Source organism: Pseudoalteromonas sp. S8-8, assembly GCF_000497875.1.
Lineage (GTDB): Bacteria > Pseudomonadota > Gammaproteobacteria > Enterobacterales > Alteromonadaceae > Pseudoalteromonas > Pseudoalteromonas arctica.
Window position 1 is genome coordinate 98,488 of the sequence record NZ_AUTR01000043.1, and the last position, 16,496, is coordinate 114,983.

The 16,496-nt window shown below is 37.3% G+C and carries 14 protein-coding genes; 8 read left to right on the forward strand and 6 right to left on the reverse strand.

Annotation, left to right across the window (positions count from 1 at the left end):
• Positions 1 to 201 precede the first annotated feature (201 nt).
• From L659_RS0115035 to L659_RS0115060, 6 genes are all read left to right on the forward strand, one after another.
• Positions 202 to 1,737, forward strand: coding sequence for a GGDEF domain-containing protein (locus L659_RS0115035; protein WP_007580677.1), 1,536 nt, complete (start codon positions 202 to 204; stop codon positions 1,735 to 1,737).
• Positions 1,738 to 1,802: 65 nt separating this feature from the next.
• On the forward strand, positions 1,803 to 3,146 hold the full coding sequence (gene ppnN, locus L659_RS0115040) for a nucleotide 5'-monophosphate nucleosidase PpnN (protein ID WP_007580678.1): 1,344 nt from the start codon (positions 1,803 to 1,805) through the stop codon (positions 3,144 to 3,146).
• A gap of 10 nt (positions 3,147 to 3,156) precedes the next feature.
• Positions 3,157 to 3,930, forward strand: coding sequence for a flap endonuclease Xni (gene xni, locus L659_RS0115045; RefSeq protein ID WP_007580680.1), 774 nt, complete (start codon positions 3,157 to 3,159; stop codon positions 3,928 to 3,930).
• A gap of 69 nt (positions 3,931 to 3,999) precedes the next feature.
• Positions 4,000 to 4,383, forward strand: a complete 384-nt coding sequence (locus L659_RS0115050) for a DUF3192 domain-containing protein (RefSeq protein WP_024591078.1) — start codon at positions 4,000 to 4,002, stop codon at positions 4,381 to 4,383.
• Between the two features lie 11 nt (positions 4,384 to 4,394).
• Complete coding sequence (locus L659_RS0115055; RefSeq protein ID WP_024591079.1) at positions 4,395 to 6,083, forward strand: hypothetical protein; 1,689 nt, start codon at positions 4,395 to 4,397, stop codon at positions 6,081 to 6,083.
• 206 nt (positions 6,084 to 6,289) lie between these two features.
• Entirely contained in the window at positions 6,290 to 7,297 is a 1,008-nt protein-coding gene (locus L659_RS0115060) for an isocitrate dehydrogenase (protein WP_007580684.1), read from the forward strand.
• A 57-nt stretch (positions 7,298 to 7,354) separates the two neighbouring features.
• Here L659_RS0115060 and L659_RS0115065 read toward each other — a convergent pair whose 3' ends face one another.
• The gene (locus tag L659_RS0115065) at positions 7,355 to 10,351 is read right to left on the reverse strand and encodes an immune inhibitor A domain-containing protein (RefSeq protein WP_024591080.1); all 2,997 of its coding nucleotides are present in this window, start codon (positions 10,349 to 10,351) and stop codon (positions 7,355 to 7,357) included.
• Between the two features lie 490 nt (positions 10,352 to 10,841).
• On the opposite strand from L659_RS0115065, the gene L659_RS0115070 reads away from it, so the two are divergent.
• Positions 10,842 to 12,566 carry an acetolactate synthase 3 large subunit gene (locus L659_RS0115070; RefSeq protein WP_010552970.1) on the forward strand — a complete coding sequence of 575 codons (1,725 nt, stop codon included), beginning with the start codon at positions 10,842 to 10,844 and terminating at the stop codon, positions 12,564 to 12,566.
• Complete coding sequence (gene ilvN / locus L659_RS0115075; RefSeq protein ID WP_007580691.1) at positions 12,566 to 13,063, forward strand: acetolactate synthase small subunit; 498 nt, start codon at positions 12,566 to 12,568, stop codon at positions 13,061 to 13,063. The genes L659_RS0115070 and ilvN overlap by 1 nt, the downstream gene beginning before the upstream one ends.
• A gap of 92 nt (positions 13,064 to 13,155) precedes the next feature.
• Here the strand turns inward: ilvN and L659_RS0115080 are convergent, their stop codons facing one another.
• The 5 genes from L659_RS0115080 to L659_RS0115100 form a co-directional block, all read right to left on the reverse strand.
• The gene (locus L659_RS0115080) at positions 13,156 to 13,431 is read right to left on the reverse strand and encodes an HU family DNA-binding protein (protein WP_002962474.1); all 276 of its coding nucleotides are present in this window, start codon (positions 13,429 to 13,431) and stop codon (positions 13,156 to 13,158) included.
• Between the two features lie 210 nt (positions 13,432 to 13,641).
• Complete coding sequence (locus L659_RS0115085; RefSeq protein ID WP_024591081.1) at positions 13,642 to 14,181, reverse strand: DUF3833 domain-containing protein; 540 nt, start codon at positions 14,179 to 14,181, stop codon at positions 13,642 to 13,644.
• A 1-nt stretch (position 14,182) separates the two neighbouring features.
• On the reverse strand, positions 14,183 to 14,671 hold the full coding sequence (locus L659_RS0115090; protein ID WP_024591082.1) for a chalcone isomerase family protein: 489 nt from the start codon (positions 14,669 to 14,671) through the stop codon (positions 14,183 to 14,185).
• Between the two features lie 54 nt (positions 14,672 to 14,725).
• Positions 14,726 to 15,226, reverse strand: coding sequence for a DUF2878 domain-containing protein (locus L659_RS0115095; RefSeq protein WP_024591083.1), 501 nt, complete (start codon positions 15,224 to 15,226; stop codon positions 14,726 to 14,728).
• A complete protein-coding gene (locus L659_RS0115100) occupies positions 15,204 to 16,466 on the reverse strand; it encodes an SAM-dependent methyltransferase (protein ID WP_024591084.1) in 1,263 nt (420 codons plus the stop codon). Before L659_RS0115100 ends, L659_RS0115095 begins: the two co-directional genes overlap by 23 nt.
• Between the last annotated feature and the right edge of the window lie 30 nt (positions 16,467 to 16,496).

A 16,496-nucleotide genomic window follows, 5' to 3' on the forward strand; every position in this document is an offset into this window, starting at 1 on the left:
AACTCTTAGTGGAAACTTAATTGCCTGCAAGACTAGCAAGCCCCTATTTAAAAGTGAATTAAATACGACAAATTGCCCCGTATACGAGTTTATACGTAGTAGCTTATTAAAATTTCTAAGTTTTTTACTAGATAACTACACATAATAAAAATTTGTTGTAAACTGAAGATAATAAAATTAATTTGATGGCGGTACGCTTAGGTGTCTGAAAGATCTAATCCAACAGATAAAAAACTCAAACAAGCAATTGATGCTCGTATGGCTATTGAGAGTGCACGCAAACATCAAGTGGATATTTTGTGCGACTTTGCAGCTAAACTTTCGCTAAGCTGTAAAGGGCTTGATATTGAGTTAGATAATCGCCTTGCTAAATTTAGAAGTGCACTCAATAAAGGTATGAGCTTTGAAGACCTCTCTCCCCTTGTTAGTGAAACTTTGATATTACTTAAAAATCAAGAATCGATTCAGCAAGCTCAGCAACGTGATTTATTCAACAGTGTACAAAATGCAGGTAAACAGTTACAAAAAACTAAAGGTTTACCTGACGATACTCGCAGAGCCCTGAGAAATTTACTCGATCAAGAGATTAATAACGTTCAATCAACCCATGGTTATATTCCGCTACTTGATCAACTTATTCTTTTTTATCATGAAGCATTGCTAACTAAGCAAGACCCTCAAGCCGATAATCAGCGCCCTGTAAAACAAGCTCGTGCAAAAAAACTACTTGAGCTGGCTAACGAACTTATACTTGAAGAAGAAGCTACACTACAAATTAATAGTATAAAAAATAATATTACAGAAAGTGACACAATCGATGCATTACTCGATGTTGCGATTAACATAATTGAAGTCGTAGTAAAAAACATTAGCAAAGAGCGTAAATCTGCACAAAGCTTTTTAGTTTCATTAAATCAAACCCTCGAAGATCTACATAATTCTATTGTCTCTACTAGTAGACACTCAGAATCGATGAGTATTGAGTTTGATTCGTTGAATAAAAGCATTGAACTAAAAATAAAAAACCTCAACGAACAAACACAAAAAGCAACGTCAATCTCATCTTTAAAAGAACTTGTAGATAACGAATTAAAATCACTAAGCGAAGATTTTCTAGCAAAAGAAAAGTTAGAACGAAAAGATAGAGAAATGCTTAGCACTAGCTTTAGTGAAATAAACAAACGAATTGTTACTTTAGAAGATAAGTTAACAACGTATAAAAAACGCTTAAACGAACAGCGCTTTAAAAGTTTACTTGATGGGCTTACAAAACTGCCTAACCGAGCTGCATTTGATGAACGTTACAATCACGAAATGCATTTGTTTAATGTGCAGCCATCAGATGTTACGCTTGCGGTTATTGATGTTGACCACTTTAAATCTATCAATGATAGATTTGGCCATACCGCAGGTGACATTACCTTACAGGTTATATCAAAAGCGTTGCAAAAATCGGTAAGAAAGTCCGATTTTATAGCGCGTTACGGCGGTGAAGAATTTGTATTGTTAATGCCAGGTGTGTCGCTTGAAAACGCAACATTACCTCTGGATAAAGTAAGAAAGGTAATTAAAAATATACCTTTTAAATTTAGAGAAAAACAAATTGAGATCACAATCTCGGTAGGTGCAACTCAGTTTAAAAAAGGCGATACTCTGTTAAAGGCATTTGATAGAGCAGATGATGCTCTTTACGAGGCCAAAAATTCAGGACGAGATAGACTTTGTACCAGTAAATAATGTCATAGCCATTATAAATTTTATGACAAGTAGTTTTTTACGATTTAGCAGTAAGGAGAACGTCTATGTTAATACAGTTAAACCCAACTGGGGTTTTAGATTTACTGTCGCAATTAGAAGTTGATTTATTAGAGCAATCTTCTGCTAGTGAGCGTTATAAGTTATTTAGAAACTGCGTACTAGCAGTGCTTAATGTAGGTAGCCATACCGACGAAAGTAGCGATATATACGACAAATACAAAGATTTTGATATTCGTTTAGTAAGCCGCGAACGAGGCATTAAAATTGAGCTTGAAAACCCACCCGAAACCGCATTTGTTGATGGCGAAATAATTACCGGAATTCACGAGCATATATTTTCTGTTATTCGCGATATTTTGTTTATTTGTCAAAAATACGAAAAAGATTTAAAAGAGCAAAAAGCCATTACTCATATGGTATTCGATATGCTCAGAAATGCAGGTGCTTTGCGTGTTAATAGCGAACCAAGTATGGTTGTTTGCTGGGGCGGACACTCAATAAACGAAGTTGAATATAAATACACAAAACAAGTAGGTTACGAACTGGGCTTACGTGGATTAAATATTTGTACTGGTTGTGGCCCTGGTGCCATGAAAGGCCCAATGAAAGGTGCCACTATTGGCCATGCAAAACAGCGCAATACCAATAACCGTTACTTAGGCCTAACAGAGCCAAGCATTATTGCTGCAGAGCCACCAAACCCTATTGTTAACGAATTAGTTATTTTACCTGACATTGAAAAGCGCCTTGAAGCTTTTATAAGAACAGCTCACGCTATTATCATTTTTCCTGGAGGCGCAGGGACTGCTGAAGAATTGCTATATTTATTAGGCATATTACTTCATCCAGATAACACCAAACAATGTTTACCTGTTATTTTAACTGGCCCTAAAGAAAGTGAAGCGTACTTTAAAGAGCTGTGTGAATTTGTTGAAATGACGCTTGGTAAAGAAGCATTAGATAAGTTTGAAGTTATTATTGATAATCCTGAGTTAGTTGGGCAAAAGCTAAGATCGGCTATGGCTAATGTTCGTGATTACCGTAAAAGTGAAGGCGATGCCTACTACTTTAACTGGACGTTAAAAATCGATAACGATTTTCAACAACCTTTTGCCCCAACACACGAAAATATGGCAAGTCTTGATTTACACCTTGATCAACCAAAGCAGTTATTAGCGGCTAATTTACGCAGAGCTTTTTCAGGTATTGTAGCTGGAAATGTAAAAGACGAAGGCGTTAAAGCCATTAAGCAAAACGGTCCATACATTTTAAGTGGCGAGCCTGCCCTTATGGAAAATATGGATACGTTATTACAAGCATTTGTTGATCAAGGCCGTATGAAACTCCCTGGCAGCAAATACATTCCGTGTTACAAAATAAAAGCATGAGTTTTATAGTTTGAAACCCCATTTACTTCTTATTGATGCGCTTAATTTAATTAGGCGCATTTACGCCGTTGACGCAAATCAAAAACATCACAGCGATGAACAAATGATACAAACGTGCTGTGCACGTGTAGCTCATGCGTGTAAAAAGCTTTTAGATACAAGCAATGCAACCCATGCGATTGCGGTATTTGATGGTGACAAAAGCTGGCGTTATCATTTTTATAAAGACTACAAACACTCCCGTGCCCCAATGCCTCAAGTGCTAAAAGATGCCTTAGAGCACTTTAAAACCGCAATAGAAGAAACTGGTATTGTTGTATTTGAGCCTATTAACGATGAAGCCGATGACATTATTGCAACGCTTGCATTTAAGGCATCAAATAATCAAATAGCTAATACTGTTGTTTCTACTGATAAAGGTTTTTTACCCTATTTAGGCCCCTACATTACAGTTTATGATTACTTTAAAAAACTCTATTTAGATGAGACAAGTATAAAAGAGCGTTTTGGTGTTGAGCAAAATAAGCTCGTTGATTTTTGGGCATTAGCGGGCGATAAAACAAATGATATTCCGGGAGTAAAAGGAATAGGTACTAAGTCTGCGCAGCAAATAGTTAATAACTATAATTCAATTGAGCATGCGGCCGAAGATGAGTCTCTAAGCCCGAGTATTAAAGCAAAGTTAGCCGCTAATATGGATATGTACGTAATCTCAAAGCACTTGGTTAGTTTACGCACCGATATAAATTTAGGCTTTAGTTTAAAGCAGTTAAGACTTAATTAGTCGCAAGTTAATAGCCTCTAAACATTACAAAACGTATACTATTATTAGTTACCGGAGTCAGAGTAAACCATATTGAAAAAATTTATCCGATATTTAATCTTAGGTTTAGGGCTATATGCACTGATAGCAGCGTTGGTGATCACTTTTTATAAAGACGATCCTCAGGCTATGATCTGGCAAGACCGAGAAGCTTTTAATAAACGTTATATCGAAAAACTATCACTTGAGCAGCCAACAACACTAAATACTGTGCTTGATTATTTAGGCAGCCCCGACCTTACTTATGCCAAACGAGATGGTGAACAGGTATTTCAGATTGTTTTTTACCGCACACAGCATAAAACATCTGACGGTATAACCACTATGGATGAATGTACTGGGTTATTATTTAAAAATGGGCAGCTATTTTTATGGGGTCCTAGTGCATATAATAAATATCAAGAACAAAATTAGGTGAAGGTTTAATGGATGAAGCTGTTTCAACTACTTTAGAGCAGCTGCTTAATAATACGCAGCTGTTTTTAAGCTATTATAACAATAAACAAAAATGGACAGCCTTATACCCCATGGCAAGTAAGCTAGCTGAGCAATATAGAGTGCTCTATAGTGAACAGCCATTCGCATTACAAGCTCGTTTAACACTTTATAATCCTAATTATTCTTATGCCACCAACTTAGTTGTTAGTCAGAGTGTAATAACCGCTGCACTTTGTAAATCTCAACACTATAACAATGCCCTAAGCGAGCTATACATAACGGCTTCACTCATTGAGCATTTATGTGTTGGAGCGCAATTAAACAAGCTCTGTGAGCAAACACCTTTTCAAGACTCTGATAAAAACATATGGAAAATGCGTCATCAGTTAGCTGCAAAAGTAATGTTATCCAGTGGCGATTCTGCCAAACCCGTTACGCAATTATTAGCTAAGTTAAGTAAATATAAACAAGCATTGGTAAGTGCTCCTAAAATAATGCTTTACGATGGGGGCATAACACTAATTGCTTTAGCAAATATTATTAGTATGAACATTACTAGTAATACGGCTAATAAACACATGAGTTTATTTAAAGCACTTACTGACTTGTACATTCGCACACCAAATTTGTTTGCACTGCAGCTAATCAAATCACTTATAGCCCATTTGGGGCCACTGTTACCGGGAAGCCGCGTTTTTTATGCCGAGCAAACCATGATTTATTTAGCGACTGATGCGCAGCAAAAACATATTTTAATTAGTACCGCTAATCCAAATAAATTGGCTTGGTTTAGCGTTAAAGCAACGCTTAACGACAACTCAAAACAATGGCATTGCGCTGATAAAACCATTAGCTTCAAAGTGTTTAACAGTGAACATGTTAAGTCAAAAAGTGTGGTTGACGTTGATAAAGCACAGTCTTTACTTGAACTAATAAGTAATATTAAGTCACAGCACGAATATAGCTATAAAGGGCTAAGCCAGCTAATGGCGGCTCACCCTCAGGTAGTTGCTAATTTATGTGAGGCAGTAAAACCTTATAATAAGGAGCATCAGGCCGCTAAAGACTTAAAGCATAGTTTATCGATGGTCGGTTATTATAATGCGCCTGCGATAATTCAAAGAGTTGTTTTTGAGCAATTAGTTAATGTCACCCCACACCCTCTGCAAGCCTACGTTACTAACAGATTAAATGGCTTAGTGAAAATAATGGCCTTATTAGTTAGTAAAAATAAACATGACCAGTTTGAACACATTACATTACCTTTATATGCTTATGCTCATTTTTTATTAACGCAATGCAGTACACAGCTTTCTCGTAAAACGCTGATTGACGACACACCAAATAAAACATTGAGTGCCCCTATTTGCTCATTTTTTGGAGTAGATTCAATTAATAACGAGCAACTAACGCAACAGCTTACTCATTTATTAAGTGACAACCCATGGACAACGGCACTTTTAGAAGCAGAGCAAACACCTAAAAAACACTTAACTGATTCTCATAAACTCTGGATCACACTTAAAATTGTTGCTCAGAGTGTTTTTAAACCAGAACTCGCGCTAACAGCGTGGCAACTGCAAACATTAAACGAACAACTGAAAATACTAAATTGGCAAAACCCAACTGATTTTAATCAAAAATTAGAATCTCTCGCGTTATTTAATAGTATTTAATTTATGGGGCCCTATTTAACGTCTTTATACCCATTATAACTTTGGTGTATACCCAGTATTTCTTGTATAAACTAGCAAAATGGGTGATAAGTTGATATAAATGCGCCCTTAAATTTTCAAGCACGTTCACATAAATGATCTAACAAGCGATTACTCTCTCAGGGTAATAATTTATGTGCAAATCAAACTCTTTAAAGGAAAAGTCAATGGCCAAACAAACCATCACAGTGATCAAAGGCGACGGCATCGGTCCGAGCATTATCGACTCAGCACTTGAAATATTAAAAGCCGCAGGTTGCGACTTTGATTATGAATTTGTTGATGCTGGCCTAGCTGCACTTGAAAAAACAGGTGAGTTACTTCCACAAGACACGGTTGATACAATAGCTAGAAACAAAATCACTCTTAAAGGCCCATTAACAACGCCTGTAGGTGAAGGTTTTACGTCTATTAACGTAACACTTCGTAAGCAATTTGGTTTATACGCTAACGTACGCCCTGTTAAATCATTTGTTGGCACTAAAGCGCGTTACGACGATATTGATATCATTACTATTCGTGAAAATACGCAAGGTATGTACTCAGGTGCAGGCCAAATAGTAAGTGAAGACGGTAATGAAGCAGAAGCAAAATCGATAATTACGCGTGAAGGCGCAGAAAAAATCGTAACTTTTGCATATGAGCTAGCGGTACGTGAAGGTCGTAAAAAAGTAACTGCTGTTCATAAAGCTAACATTTTAAAATCAACATCTGGTTTGTTTTTAAAAGTAGCACGTGAAGTAGCTGAGCGTTACCCACAAATTGAATCAAATGAAATGATTGTTGATGCAACGTGTATGAAACTGGTAATGACACCTGAAGAGTTTGACGTAATTGTTACGACTAACTTATTTGGTGATATTTTATCTGACCTTTGTGCTGGTTTAGTTGGCGGTTTAGGTATGGCTCCAGGTGCTAACATTGGTGAAGACGCTGCAATTTTTGAAGCTGTACACGGTAGTGCACCAGATATTGCTGGCAAAAACCTAGCTAACCCAACATCTGTAATTTTAGCGTCTATCCAAATGCTTGAGCATTTAGATATGGGCGATACAGCAGAGCGTATTCGTAGTGCTGTTGCTGATGTAATTAAATCTGGCGACCGTACAACTCGCGATTTAGGCGGCAGCCACGGTACAACTGATTTCACTCAATCAGTAATTGACCGTTTATAATTAATATTTGTTATTAATTTAAATAGCCCGCTAATTTAGCGGGCTTTTTTTTATTTGCTAGCTGCGCTTTATCCTAGGTAAGCATAAAAGTAATAACACTAATAAACCTGCCAATGATCCGCCACTTGAACCCGAACTACTTTGTTGCTTTTGCACTGTAAGAGATAACTCTTTAGCAAAAGTATCATTTGTTTGAGTATCAGTAACATTCAACGTTACACTAAATGCCCCGTCAGTTTGATAAGTATGCCTTGGGTTTTGTAAGTTTGATACCGCACTGCCATCACCAAAATCCCAACTGTAAGTATAACTATTAAAGCCGCCGGTTACTTGCGCATTAAATTGAGCGCTTAAATCATTTACTGTAACGTTTGCGTCTATGCTAAGCGGAACAGTTGCAGTTACATCAACTGCTTTAGTTTGCTCCGTGCCTTCGTTATCTGTCACTGTAAGCGTTACTTGGTAATCACCAGAGTATAAATAATTATAAGTGAGCGATTGCGTCGTTAAAGTACTTCCATCCCCTAGCTGCCAATTATAAGTATACGGTGCAACTCCACCTGTAAACGAAGCTTGAGCTGTTAATATTCCTTGGTTTATTTCATATTCAATTTCATTTACAGATAATGGCTCAACTAATGTAACTTGAGCAACCGCTACTTGCTGTGAAGTATCATTACTTGCTATAAACTCAACGCTATAGGTGCCATAGTCTTGGTATTCATGACTAGGCGTTAACTCTGTGCTTGAGCTACCATCGTCAAAACTCCACGTGAATTTATCCGCAGGCGTGAGTGCAAAACCTTCTACATTAAAATTAACGATTAAACCTGTTTTGGTAAAATTAATACCTTTAGTAACATCGTAATTAAGCTCTACTTCTATATCTTCACTATCAGCTGACTGGCTTATAATATTAAACCCAAAGCCAACCTGTGGGAGGGCAACGCCCGATGACTGTTGCGCTGAAAAGCTATAGTCGGTTTTATCAGTAAACTCTGTAATAGCTGATAAATCATCATCACCTAATCCAGCTCGCTGTGGATATAAACTAAAAGCAGCATCACGAATTTGAATTGCTGAAGCAGCCGGAGTTTGCGTACTGCCTTTATTTATCGAGCGCTGATCAGCATCTACCACTAATGCAAAACCACTACCTGGATGCTCTGTCGTGTTGTTATCGGCTTGAGATTCATTGCTATACCACAATAATAATCCCGGTGAGTACTGCTCTGCTTGCAAACTACTGTCAACACCTGTGTATGAACGCAATTGTAAATAGTAATGTGATGGCGATGCATATGTGTAACTACCTATTTTTTCAAAGCCATTAAACTCGGTGTTAATTTGATCTTGTGCATTATTTTGCCAAATTAAGGTATCACTTTGCTCAATACGCATATCATCCACAACAAAACCATAATAATGTGTGTTCGCATCTGTTATGTATTCAATTTTTAGATCAATTATTTGCCCAGCATAAGCTGATAAATCAAACTTATGAGTTAAATAGCCGTTAGGCTGCTTAGCATCACTATTAAAAAATGAATCACCTGATATATACGGACCAATGTCACCATAGTATGGGTTAATTGCTTGGGTATAATTACTAGCAATAGGCTCCCCATTTACTTTTACCTGTACTAAATCATAGTCGCGCTCAATACTATAATAAGCAATAAAGCTTAAAGTAAGTGCCTCAGTTGTGTTTGGTAGCGTTACTGTATTAACTAAGCTGTTACTAACATTGTCGCCCGTATTTGAATAGTATTGAAAATCGCCTTCTACTGGCGTTTTAAATTTTTCGAGTCGAGATGGCAGTGTTATTTTTATTTGGCTTTGTAGTTGTGAAGTACTCGCAGTATTAATTAATGTTTGCTGTGCGTTAGCATCTATCTCATCCATATCAAGCGTGAGCTGATTAACCCAATTACCCTGGTATCGATTTTGTAAATATTCAAGCGCATAAGGACTAAACATAACAGGCTCTGAACCTCGTGGCGAACCTGCCCAACTTCCTGTCGACATAACTGACCAAGACGCAACAGGCTCACCTACCGTGTTAGATTGTAAGTCGTATTCATCCAATAATCCCAAGTCATGTCCAAACTCATGTACCACCACGCCAATCCCAGCATCAATTGGATTAATTGTGTAACCAAAGAGTTTAATACTGCTGCCTGCAATCTCGCTCGGCCCACTATTTTCATCAAATACATAGTAGCGGTGCGACCAAATAGCGTCGGTGCTTAGGTAACCGCCACCTGACTCCTCACCAATACTTGAATGAAAAATCATTACATGATCAATAATTCCATTAGGCTCGTTGAGGATGCCATCGCCATCAACATCATCTAAATCAGTTAAATCATAGTCCGCTAAATTAATATTAAACTTTGCAACCGCCTTCTCCACAGCCTCTTTGACTAAAGCGGGCGCATTTTTATCACGTGTACTGCCTTGGCGTTCACCATATATTTTTGCATTGCTATCAGCGGTTACCCAGCCATATACCTGCCCGTTAAAGTTTAAGCTATTACCAGATGCTGCTTTATAATAATCTGTAGCCGTTGATAAGCTTTGTCCATCAGGGCCCGCATAACCTTGAGTATTAAAAAGCATTTGCTGATAGTGTTCAGTTGAATAATCAGCGTAAAACATGTCTGTGTCTTGCTCTACAAGTCGATTATCGTCATGTTTGAGGTCAGGAAAATCAATTAAGATAGCTAACACTTTTACATCATTAACGCTTTGATCAGGCACTAGCGACGTTGAAAAAGCGGCTTGTTGTTTATTTGTGTTTGAAAAATCCGTAGAGGAGGATTTAAATTGCCTAAAGCCATTTTTAATTGAGTGATTGGCAACTTCTTTGTTACTCATATATGACTTAAATGAACTATCTAACTCACTAGAGGATATTTGGTCTCTTTTTTTAAGCCAATATAAAAGACGTTCTTCGTTAGTTATACCAACATCATGCGGGCTTAAATTATTAGCCGCTACCATAGGGCTTAATAGCGTAGTTAAAAGCGCAATTAACGTCACTTTTTTCACTGTTTTTTCCTCAAACATAATTATGTAGTAATCATACCTAATAATAGAAATTTAAACATGCGATAAAAACATATAGTTAACATGTGCAATAAAAGTTAATGGTCTTTCACACTCTTTTATAACTAAAATCAAACACACAACCTAAAACGCATAATTTCTGCTAGTTAACTCAGTTAAATACAGCATTTCTGCAGATTTAAATTAAAAAAAGCTACAAAACGAATTTAAAATGCAAAAAACCACTTTCAAGGTTGACATAAGGGTTCAAAACCCTTAAAAATAAACCTATACAGAATTTTTAATTTAAAAGCAGTGTTTTGCTAAGTAGAGTAAAAACTATGAACACACAAATTAACCTTTTAGTCGTACTCGTACTGGTCTTAGTTATAAGCCCAGCGGGGATGTATTAAAAGGTGATACTGCTTTTTAAAAACCCTCGCACTACGCGGGGGTTTTTTTATGCATAAAAAAAGCGCACAGAGGAATGAGGATGAGCAAACAAGAATATAATGGCTCTGAACTAGTAGTTCAGGCATTAAAAGAGTTAAAGGTAAAATACATATTTGGCTACCCCGGTGGTTCGGTTTTAGACTTATATGATGCACTTTTTCAGCAAGATGATATTGAGCATATATTAGTACGTCATGAACAAGCTGCCACACATATGGCTGATGGTTATGCTCGTGCTACTGGAGACGTTGGTGTTGTACTTGCAACCTCAGGCCCTGGCGCTACAAACTGTATAACGGGTATTGCAACAGCCTACATGGATTCAATTCCTATGGTTGTATTGTCAGGCCAAGTGCCTACAAGTTTAATTGGTGACGATGCATTCCAAGAAACTGATATTGTGGGTTGTTCTCGCCCTATAGTTAAACACAGCTTTAACTGTAGAAGTGCTAAAGAAATCCCAACAATCTTAGCTAAAGCCTTTTATATAGCCAGTACAGGTCGTCCTGGACCTGTTGTAGTTGAGCTTCCTAAAGATATGCTTAACCCTGCTATAAAGTTTGAATACGAATTTCCTAAAACAACAGAGCTAAGAACATACAGCCCTAATACTAAAGGGCATTCAAAACAAATTCGTAAAGCGGTAACAACTATTCTAGAGGCCAAAAAACTGGTTATCTATTCTGGCGGTGGTATTGTTATTTCAAATACGTCAGAGCAATTAACGCATTTAGTTGAGTCGTTAAATGCGCCCATTACCAATACACTAATGGGGCTTGGCGGCATATCAGGTGTGCATCCAAACTTTGTAGGTATGCTAGGCATGCACGGTACGCTTGAGGCTAACAAAGCAATGGCAAACGCCGATGTGATTTTAGCGCTTGGTGCACGATTTGATGACAGGGTAACTAATAACGTTAAAAAGTTTTGTCCAAATGCCACAATTGTTCATGTAGATGTAGATCCAACTTCAATTTCAAAAACAATCAAAGCACACATACCAGTTGTAGGTTGTTTAGCAACCGTACTTGAACAACTACAAACGGGTATTGATAAAAGCCCAATTAAAATAGATCGCAGCGCGCAAGAAGATTGGTGGCGCCAGATTATCAGCTGGCGTGAACAAAAATGTTTAAGCTACAACACAGATGGCGACAAAATTAAGCCACAAGCCGTTATTGAAGCTGTTTATAAAGCCACTAATGGCGATGCTTACGTAAGTTCTGACGTTGGACAGCACCAAATGTTTGCAGCGCAATATTACCCATTTAAGCATCCTCGTCAGTGGATAAATTCTGGCGGCCTAGGCACTATGGGCTTTGGTTTACCTGCTGCTATGGGCGTAAAATTAGCCTTTCCTGATAAAGAGTCAGTGTGTATTACAGGTGATGGCTCTATTCAAATGAATATTCAAGAGCTATCTACCTGCTTGCAGTACAACCTAGCTGTAAAAGTTGTATCACTCAATAACCGCTCTTTAGGTATGGTACGCCAATGGCAAGATATGGTTTACGGCGGTCGTCATTCATCATCTTACATGGACTCACTGCCTGATTTTGTTAAGTTGGTTGAAAGCTACGGGCATGTGGGTATTAAAGTAAACACACTTGATGAGTTACAACCTGCAATCGATAAAGCTATGAGCATAAACGATCGTTTAGTCTTTTTAGATATTCTTGTAGACGAGAAAGAACATGTATACCCAATGCAAATCAAGTTAGGTGGCATTGATGAGATGTGGTTACGTAAAGGAGTAAAAGCATAATGCGTCGTATTTTATCTATTCTATTAGAAAACGAACCAGGTGCACTGTCGCGTATTGTTGGGCTTTTTTCACAACGTGCATACAACATTGACAGCCTAACTGTTGGCACAACTGATGATCAGTCGTTATCACGTATTACCATTACCACCATGGGTGATGACAGAGTGGTTGAGCAGATCACAAAGCAAGTTAACAAATTAGTCGACGTGCTTAAAATTATCGATTTAACAGAAATGAGTCACATTGAGCGAGAGTTATTGCTTGTTAAGGTATTTGCTCAAGACGAGACGACACGTGCAGCGGTTACCCGCGTAGTTGATGTGTTTCAGGGTGTTATTTTAGATATGGGCCGACAAAGCTATAGCCTGCAACTAGTGAGTAGTACAGACAAAATAGAATCGTTTTTAGACACACTTCGCCATGAAACCGATATTATTGAAGTTGTACGTTCTGGTGCTGTTGGCATTGGCCGAGGCGATAAAGCCTTAAAAGCATAAATTTATAATATAAAGGCATCAATTGATGTCTTTATTAAACATAAAAAAAAAGAGCTAAATAGCTCTTTTTTTATTTTAATTCGTTAAACCTATTAAGGGTTTACTTGGTCTTTAAGACCTTTACCTGCTTTAAAGCTTGGGATAGTTGCCGCTGCGATTTGGATCTCAGCACCCGTTTGTGGGTTACGGCCAGTGCGAGCTGCACGTTCTTTTACTGAGAAAGTACCAAAACCAACTAATGCTACTGAATCACCTTCTTTTAAAGAAGAAGTTACAGCACCTGTAAACGCGTCAAGAGCACGAGTAGCAGCGGCTTTAGAGATTTCTGCATCAGTAGCAATTTTTTCAACTAATTGAGCTTTATTCATTGTTAGATTCCTATTCGTTATTATTTTGCCTTCGCAAAACCTATCTTTATGCATTTTTAAAGAGTTAGCAACAGCAAATTGCATTTTTTGCTTAAATTCTTAAAAAATGAGTAAAATTTAAATAATTCTCGGTAGAATACAGCGTGTTGGGTTAACAAAGACTTAATTTGAGTACAATTTTGGCGCAAGTTAAGCAACTGGGTAAATAAGCTATATTTTTTCGATAACTAAGGTCACTTCCCCGACCTCGACTCCAAACTTAACAATAGATGTGCGGTTTATCAAGCGCGATTGTGTAACCAGGTACATCCAATCGTCAAAATTCACTTCTAAAGTACTGCCATCGTATGGAAGCTCTACATCATAATTCCAATGAAATACGCTGCCGTCACTTTTGCCTTTTGCTGTACCTATAACATCAGCTGCTGTCCCCGTTAAACTATTGTCTTCATTTAACGTTATTTTCCAGATTCGCTTTTGGGTTTCGCCATCATCATAAACAAAGTTTTCTTCAATAACGCCCTGGTCACCGTCCCAAGTCGCATTCATATCTACGACAAGCTTTCGGGTCAATTCGCCTTTAAAGTCTTGTACAACACCATAGGCTTTCAAATTTCCGCTAAAAAACGTTTTAAAGTCGAAATTTGGCGATGTATTTTTATAATGTTCAACATTTGGTGCCGAACAGCTAATTAAAAGTAGAGCCGAGAGGCTCATAACAGCTGCTTTTAACGTGTTTAATATGTTCATATTAATTCCCTAATAATTGCTTTCGTAATTTTGGTTCAGAGGTTTTTTCATCAAGCCAAATAGCTAAAAAGTCACTCGAAAATTGAGGTTCATCAATTTCACCCATTTTTTCATCATTATGATAAAAAGTGCTCATACCTTGCTCATTTGTCACTAATGTTAGTGAGTCACCCTTTTTTATATCAGGCCAAATAGACAACAATTTACTGTCGTATTTATCTGCCAGCCCTGTTTTTCCAAGATGTTCCCACTGCTCATTTGTTGCTTTTACTATTTCTTTAGCGTCAAAGTCACGTAAATAGGTAAGCTTAAACTTAACAGGATGTGTTCCTGCATTGTAATTACCTGAAGGGGTAAATAGCACAGCGTCATATACATCCCAAAATAAATACTCCATTCGTGCTTCGCCTACTTTATTAAATTGTGTGTTAGCTAAAACAATTGAAGTGGTAAGCAAATAAAAAGTAACTGCCTTTAGTAAAAATTTCAAAATAAGCTCCCTTTGAGTCAATGGGTAATGTTACGAAATAGAAATTGTGGAAGATCAGCTATTGATAAATAACTTGATTTTTTGGTTTATGAAAAGAATAACAGTAAACACTGTAGACCAAAGCGCCCCGTAAACGAGCCAGAATTGCCATAAAGGTAAACCTAAACTTATTACTTCAAAGCGCGCTCCAGCCCAATAACTTGCTGGCGCAAATGCCATACATACCAAAAAGGCCTGCCAAAGCTTTAATTTACTCAAAAAAACCATTGAGGTATTTAAAGAAAGTAGTAATGCAGCCCATAAAAACACGAGCCATAGAGGGAAGGGATAAACTTTAAATTCTAACAAACCTAACTTTACCGCTATAAATTCTAACAATAGTGCTAAAGGTAGGGCTTTAATTAATAGTAAGGAGTCTTGTTTTTTCTGCTTTGACAAACAAAACATTAAAACAATAATCAAGCCACTAAAAAGTAGCGAATTGGCTTCAAGCAGCAATGATAAAAACCACACTGCTTGAAATAAAACAAAATTAGTAACCGAGCGCAATATCATCGTTATCACTAGTAAAACGAGGTTTACGCGCCATTAAATGTACCGTACTTGTTGCTCTGGCTCTAAACGCACCTTCACAATAAGCAAAATAAAATAACCATAAACGATAAAAGCGTTCATCAAATTTAGAGCGGTCTAAATCAGGCCAGCTTTTTATAAAACGAGTTCGCCAATCTGCTAATGTTCGTGCGTAGTGAGCGCCAATATCATTAACAGTATGAATAACCATATCGGTATTATTTTTAATCTGCTCACTCATTTCGTTAAGCGATGGCAAACATCCACCCGGAAAAATATACTGTTGGATAAAGTCAGAATTTTTTAAGTAGTGCTTATAACGCTGATCGCCAATAGTAATTGCTTGTATAAGCATGGCGCCATCGTCTTTTAGGAGCTCACCACACTGAGTGAAAAAGCTCGGCAAATAATCATGACCCACTGCTTCTATCATTTCAATAGAAACAAGCTTGTCGTATTTACCTTTTAGTAGTCTGTAATCGAGCTTGAGTAATGTTATTTTACTTTCAAGACCAAGTTCAACAATCTTGTTAGCTACATAATCATGTTGCTCATCAGATATGGTTGTTGTTGTTACATGGCAATCGTAATGTGTGGCCGCATATATAGCAAATGCCCCCCACCCTGTACCAATTTCAATTACTGAATCATTTTTTTGAAGCTCAACTTGGTCACAAATGCGTTTAAGCTTGTATTGCTGAGCCTCTTCAAGTGTGGCTTCTTTTGTAGGATATACAGCACTTGAATAAAGCATTTCTTTACTTAAAAATGATTCGTACAAATCATTACCTAAGTCGTAATGAGCAACAATATTTTTCTTAGATCCCGATTCTGAATTTTTGTTTTTTATGTGATTAAATCGGTGTGCGATATTACTAAAAAATGCGAATTTTTTTTCAAACTCATCGAGTTGCTTTTCGTTTATAGCAAATATCTCAATGAATGAAGTTAAGTTGTCACAAGACCAATGCCCCAAAATATACGCTTCGCCAGCGCCAACACTCCCAGATAATGCAAATGCTTTATACATAGCTTTATCATTAACTGTAACGGTTGTTTTTAGATCAGAAAACGTATCACCAAAAACAGTTCTTTCGTTGCCTTCGATAAGCACTATTTGACCTGTTTCGATTGATGAAAAGGCTTTAGTTACTAATTTTTTATATATATTAGTTAACCAATTTGTGCTTTGTTCGCAATTTAAGCTCGACACTTTATCCATTAAAATACCTATTAATTGTCCTGACTACCT

Excerpts from the sequence above, each read along its gene's own strand:
- L659_RS0115060 (WP_007580684.1), top strand. The coding sequence starts at position 6,290 with ATGGCCAAACAAACCATCACAGTGATCAAAGGCGACGGCATCGGTCCG.
- L659_RS0115055 (WP_024591079.1), top strand. The coding sequence starts at position 4,395 with ATGGATGAAGCTGTTTCAACTACTTTAGAGCAGCTGCTTAATAATACG.
- L659_RS0115080 (WP_002962474.1), bottom strand. The coding sequence starts at position 13,431 with ATGAATAAAGCTCAATTAGTTGAAAAAATTGCTACTGATGCAGAAATC.
- L659_RS0115095 (WP_024591083.1), bottom strand. The coding sequence starts at position 15,226 with ATGATATTGCGCTCGGTTACTAATTTTGTTTTATTTCAAGCAGTGTGG.
- L659_RS0115100 (WP_024591084.1), bottom strand. The coding sequence starts at position 16,466 with ATGGATAAAGTGTCGAGCTTAAATTGCGAACAAAGCACAAATTGGTTA.
- ilvN (WP_007580691.1), top strand. The coding sequence starts at position 12,566 with ATGCGTCGTATTTTATCTATTCTATTAGAAAACGAACCAGGTGCACTG.
- L659_RS0115085 (WP_024591081.1), bottom strand. The coding sequence starts at position 14,181 with ATGAACATATTAAACACGTTAAAAGCAGCTGTTATGAGCCTCTCGGCT.
- ppnN (WP_007580678.1), top strand. The coding sequence starts at position 1,803 with ATGTTAATACAGTTAAACCCAACTGGGGTTTTAGATTTACTGTCGCAA.
- L659_RS0115070 (WP_010552970.1), top strand. The coding sequence starts at position 10,842 with ATGAGCAAACAAGAATATAATGGCTCTGAACTAGTAGTTCAGGCATTA.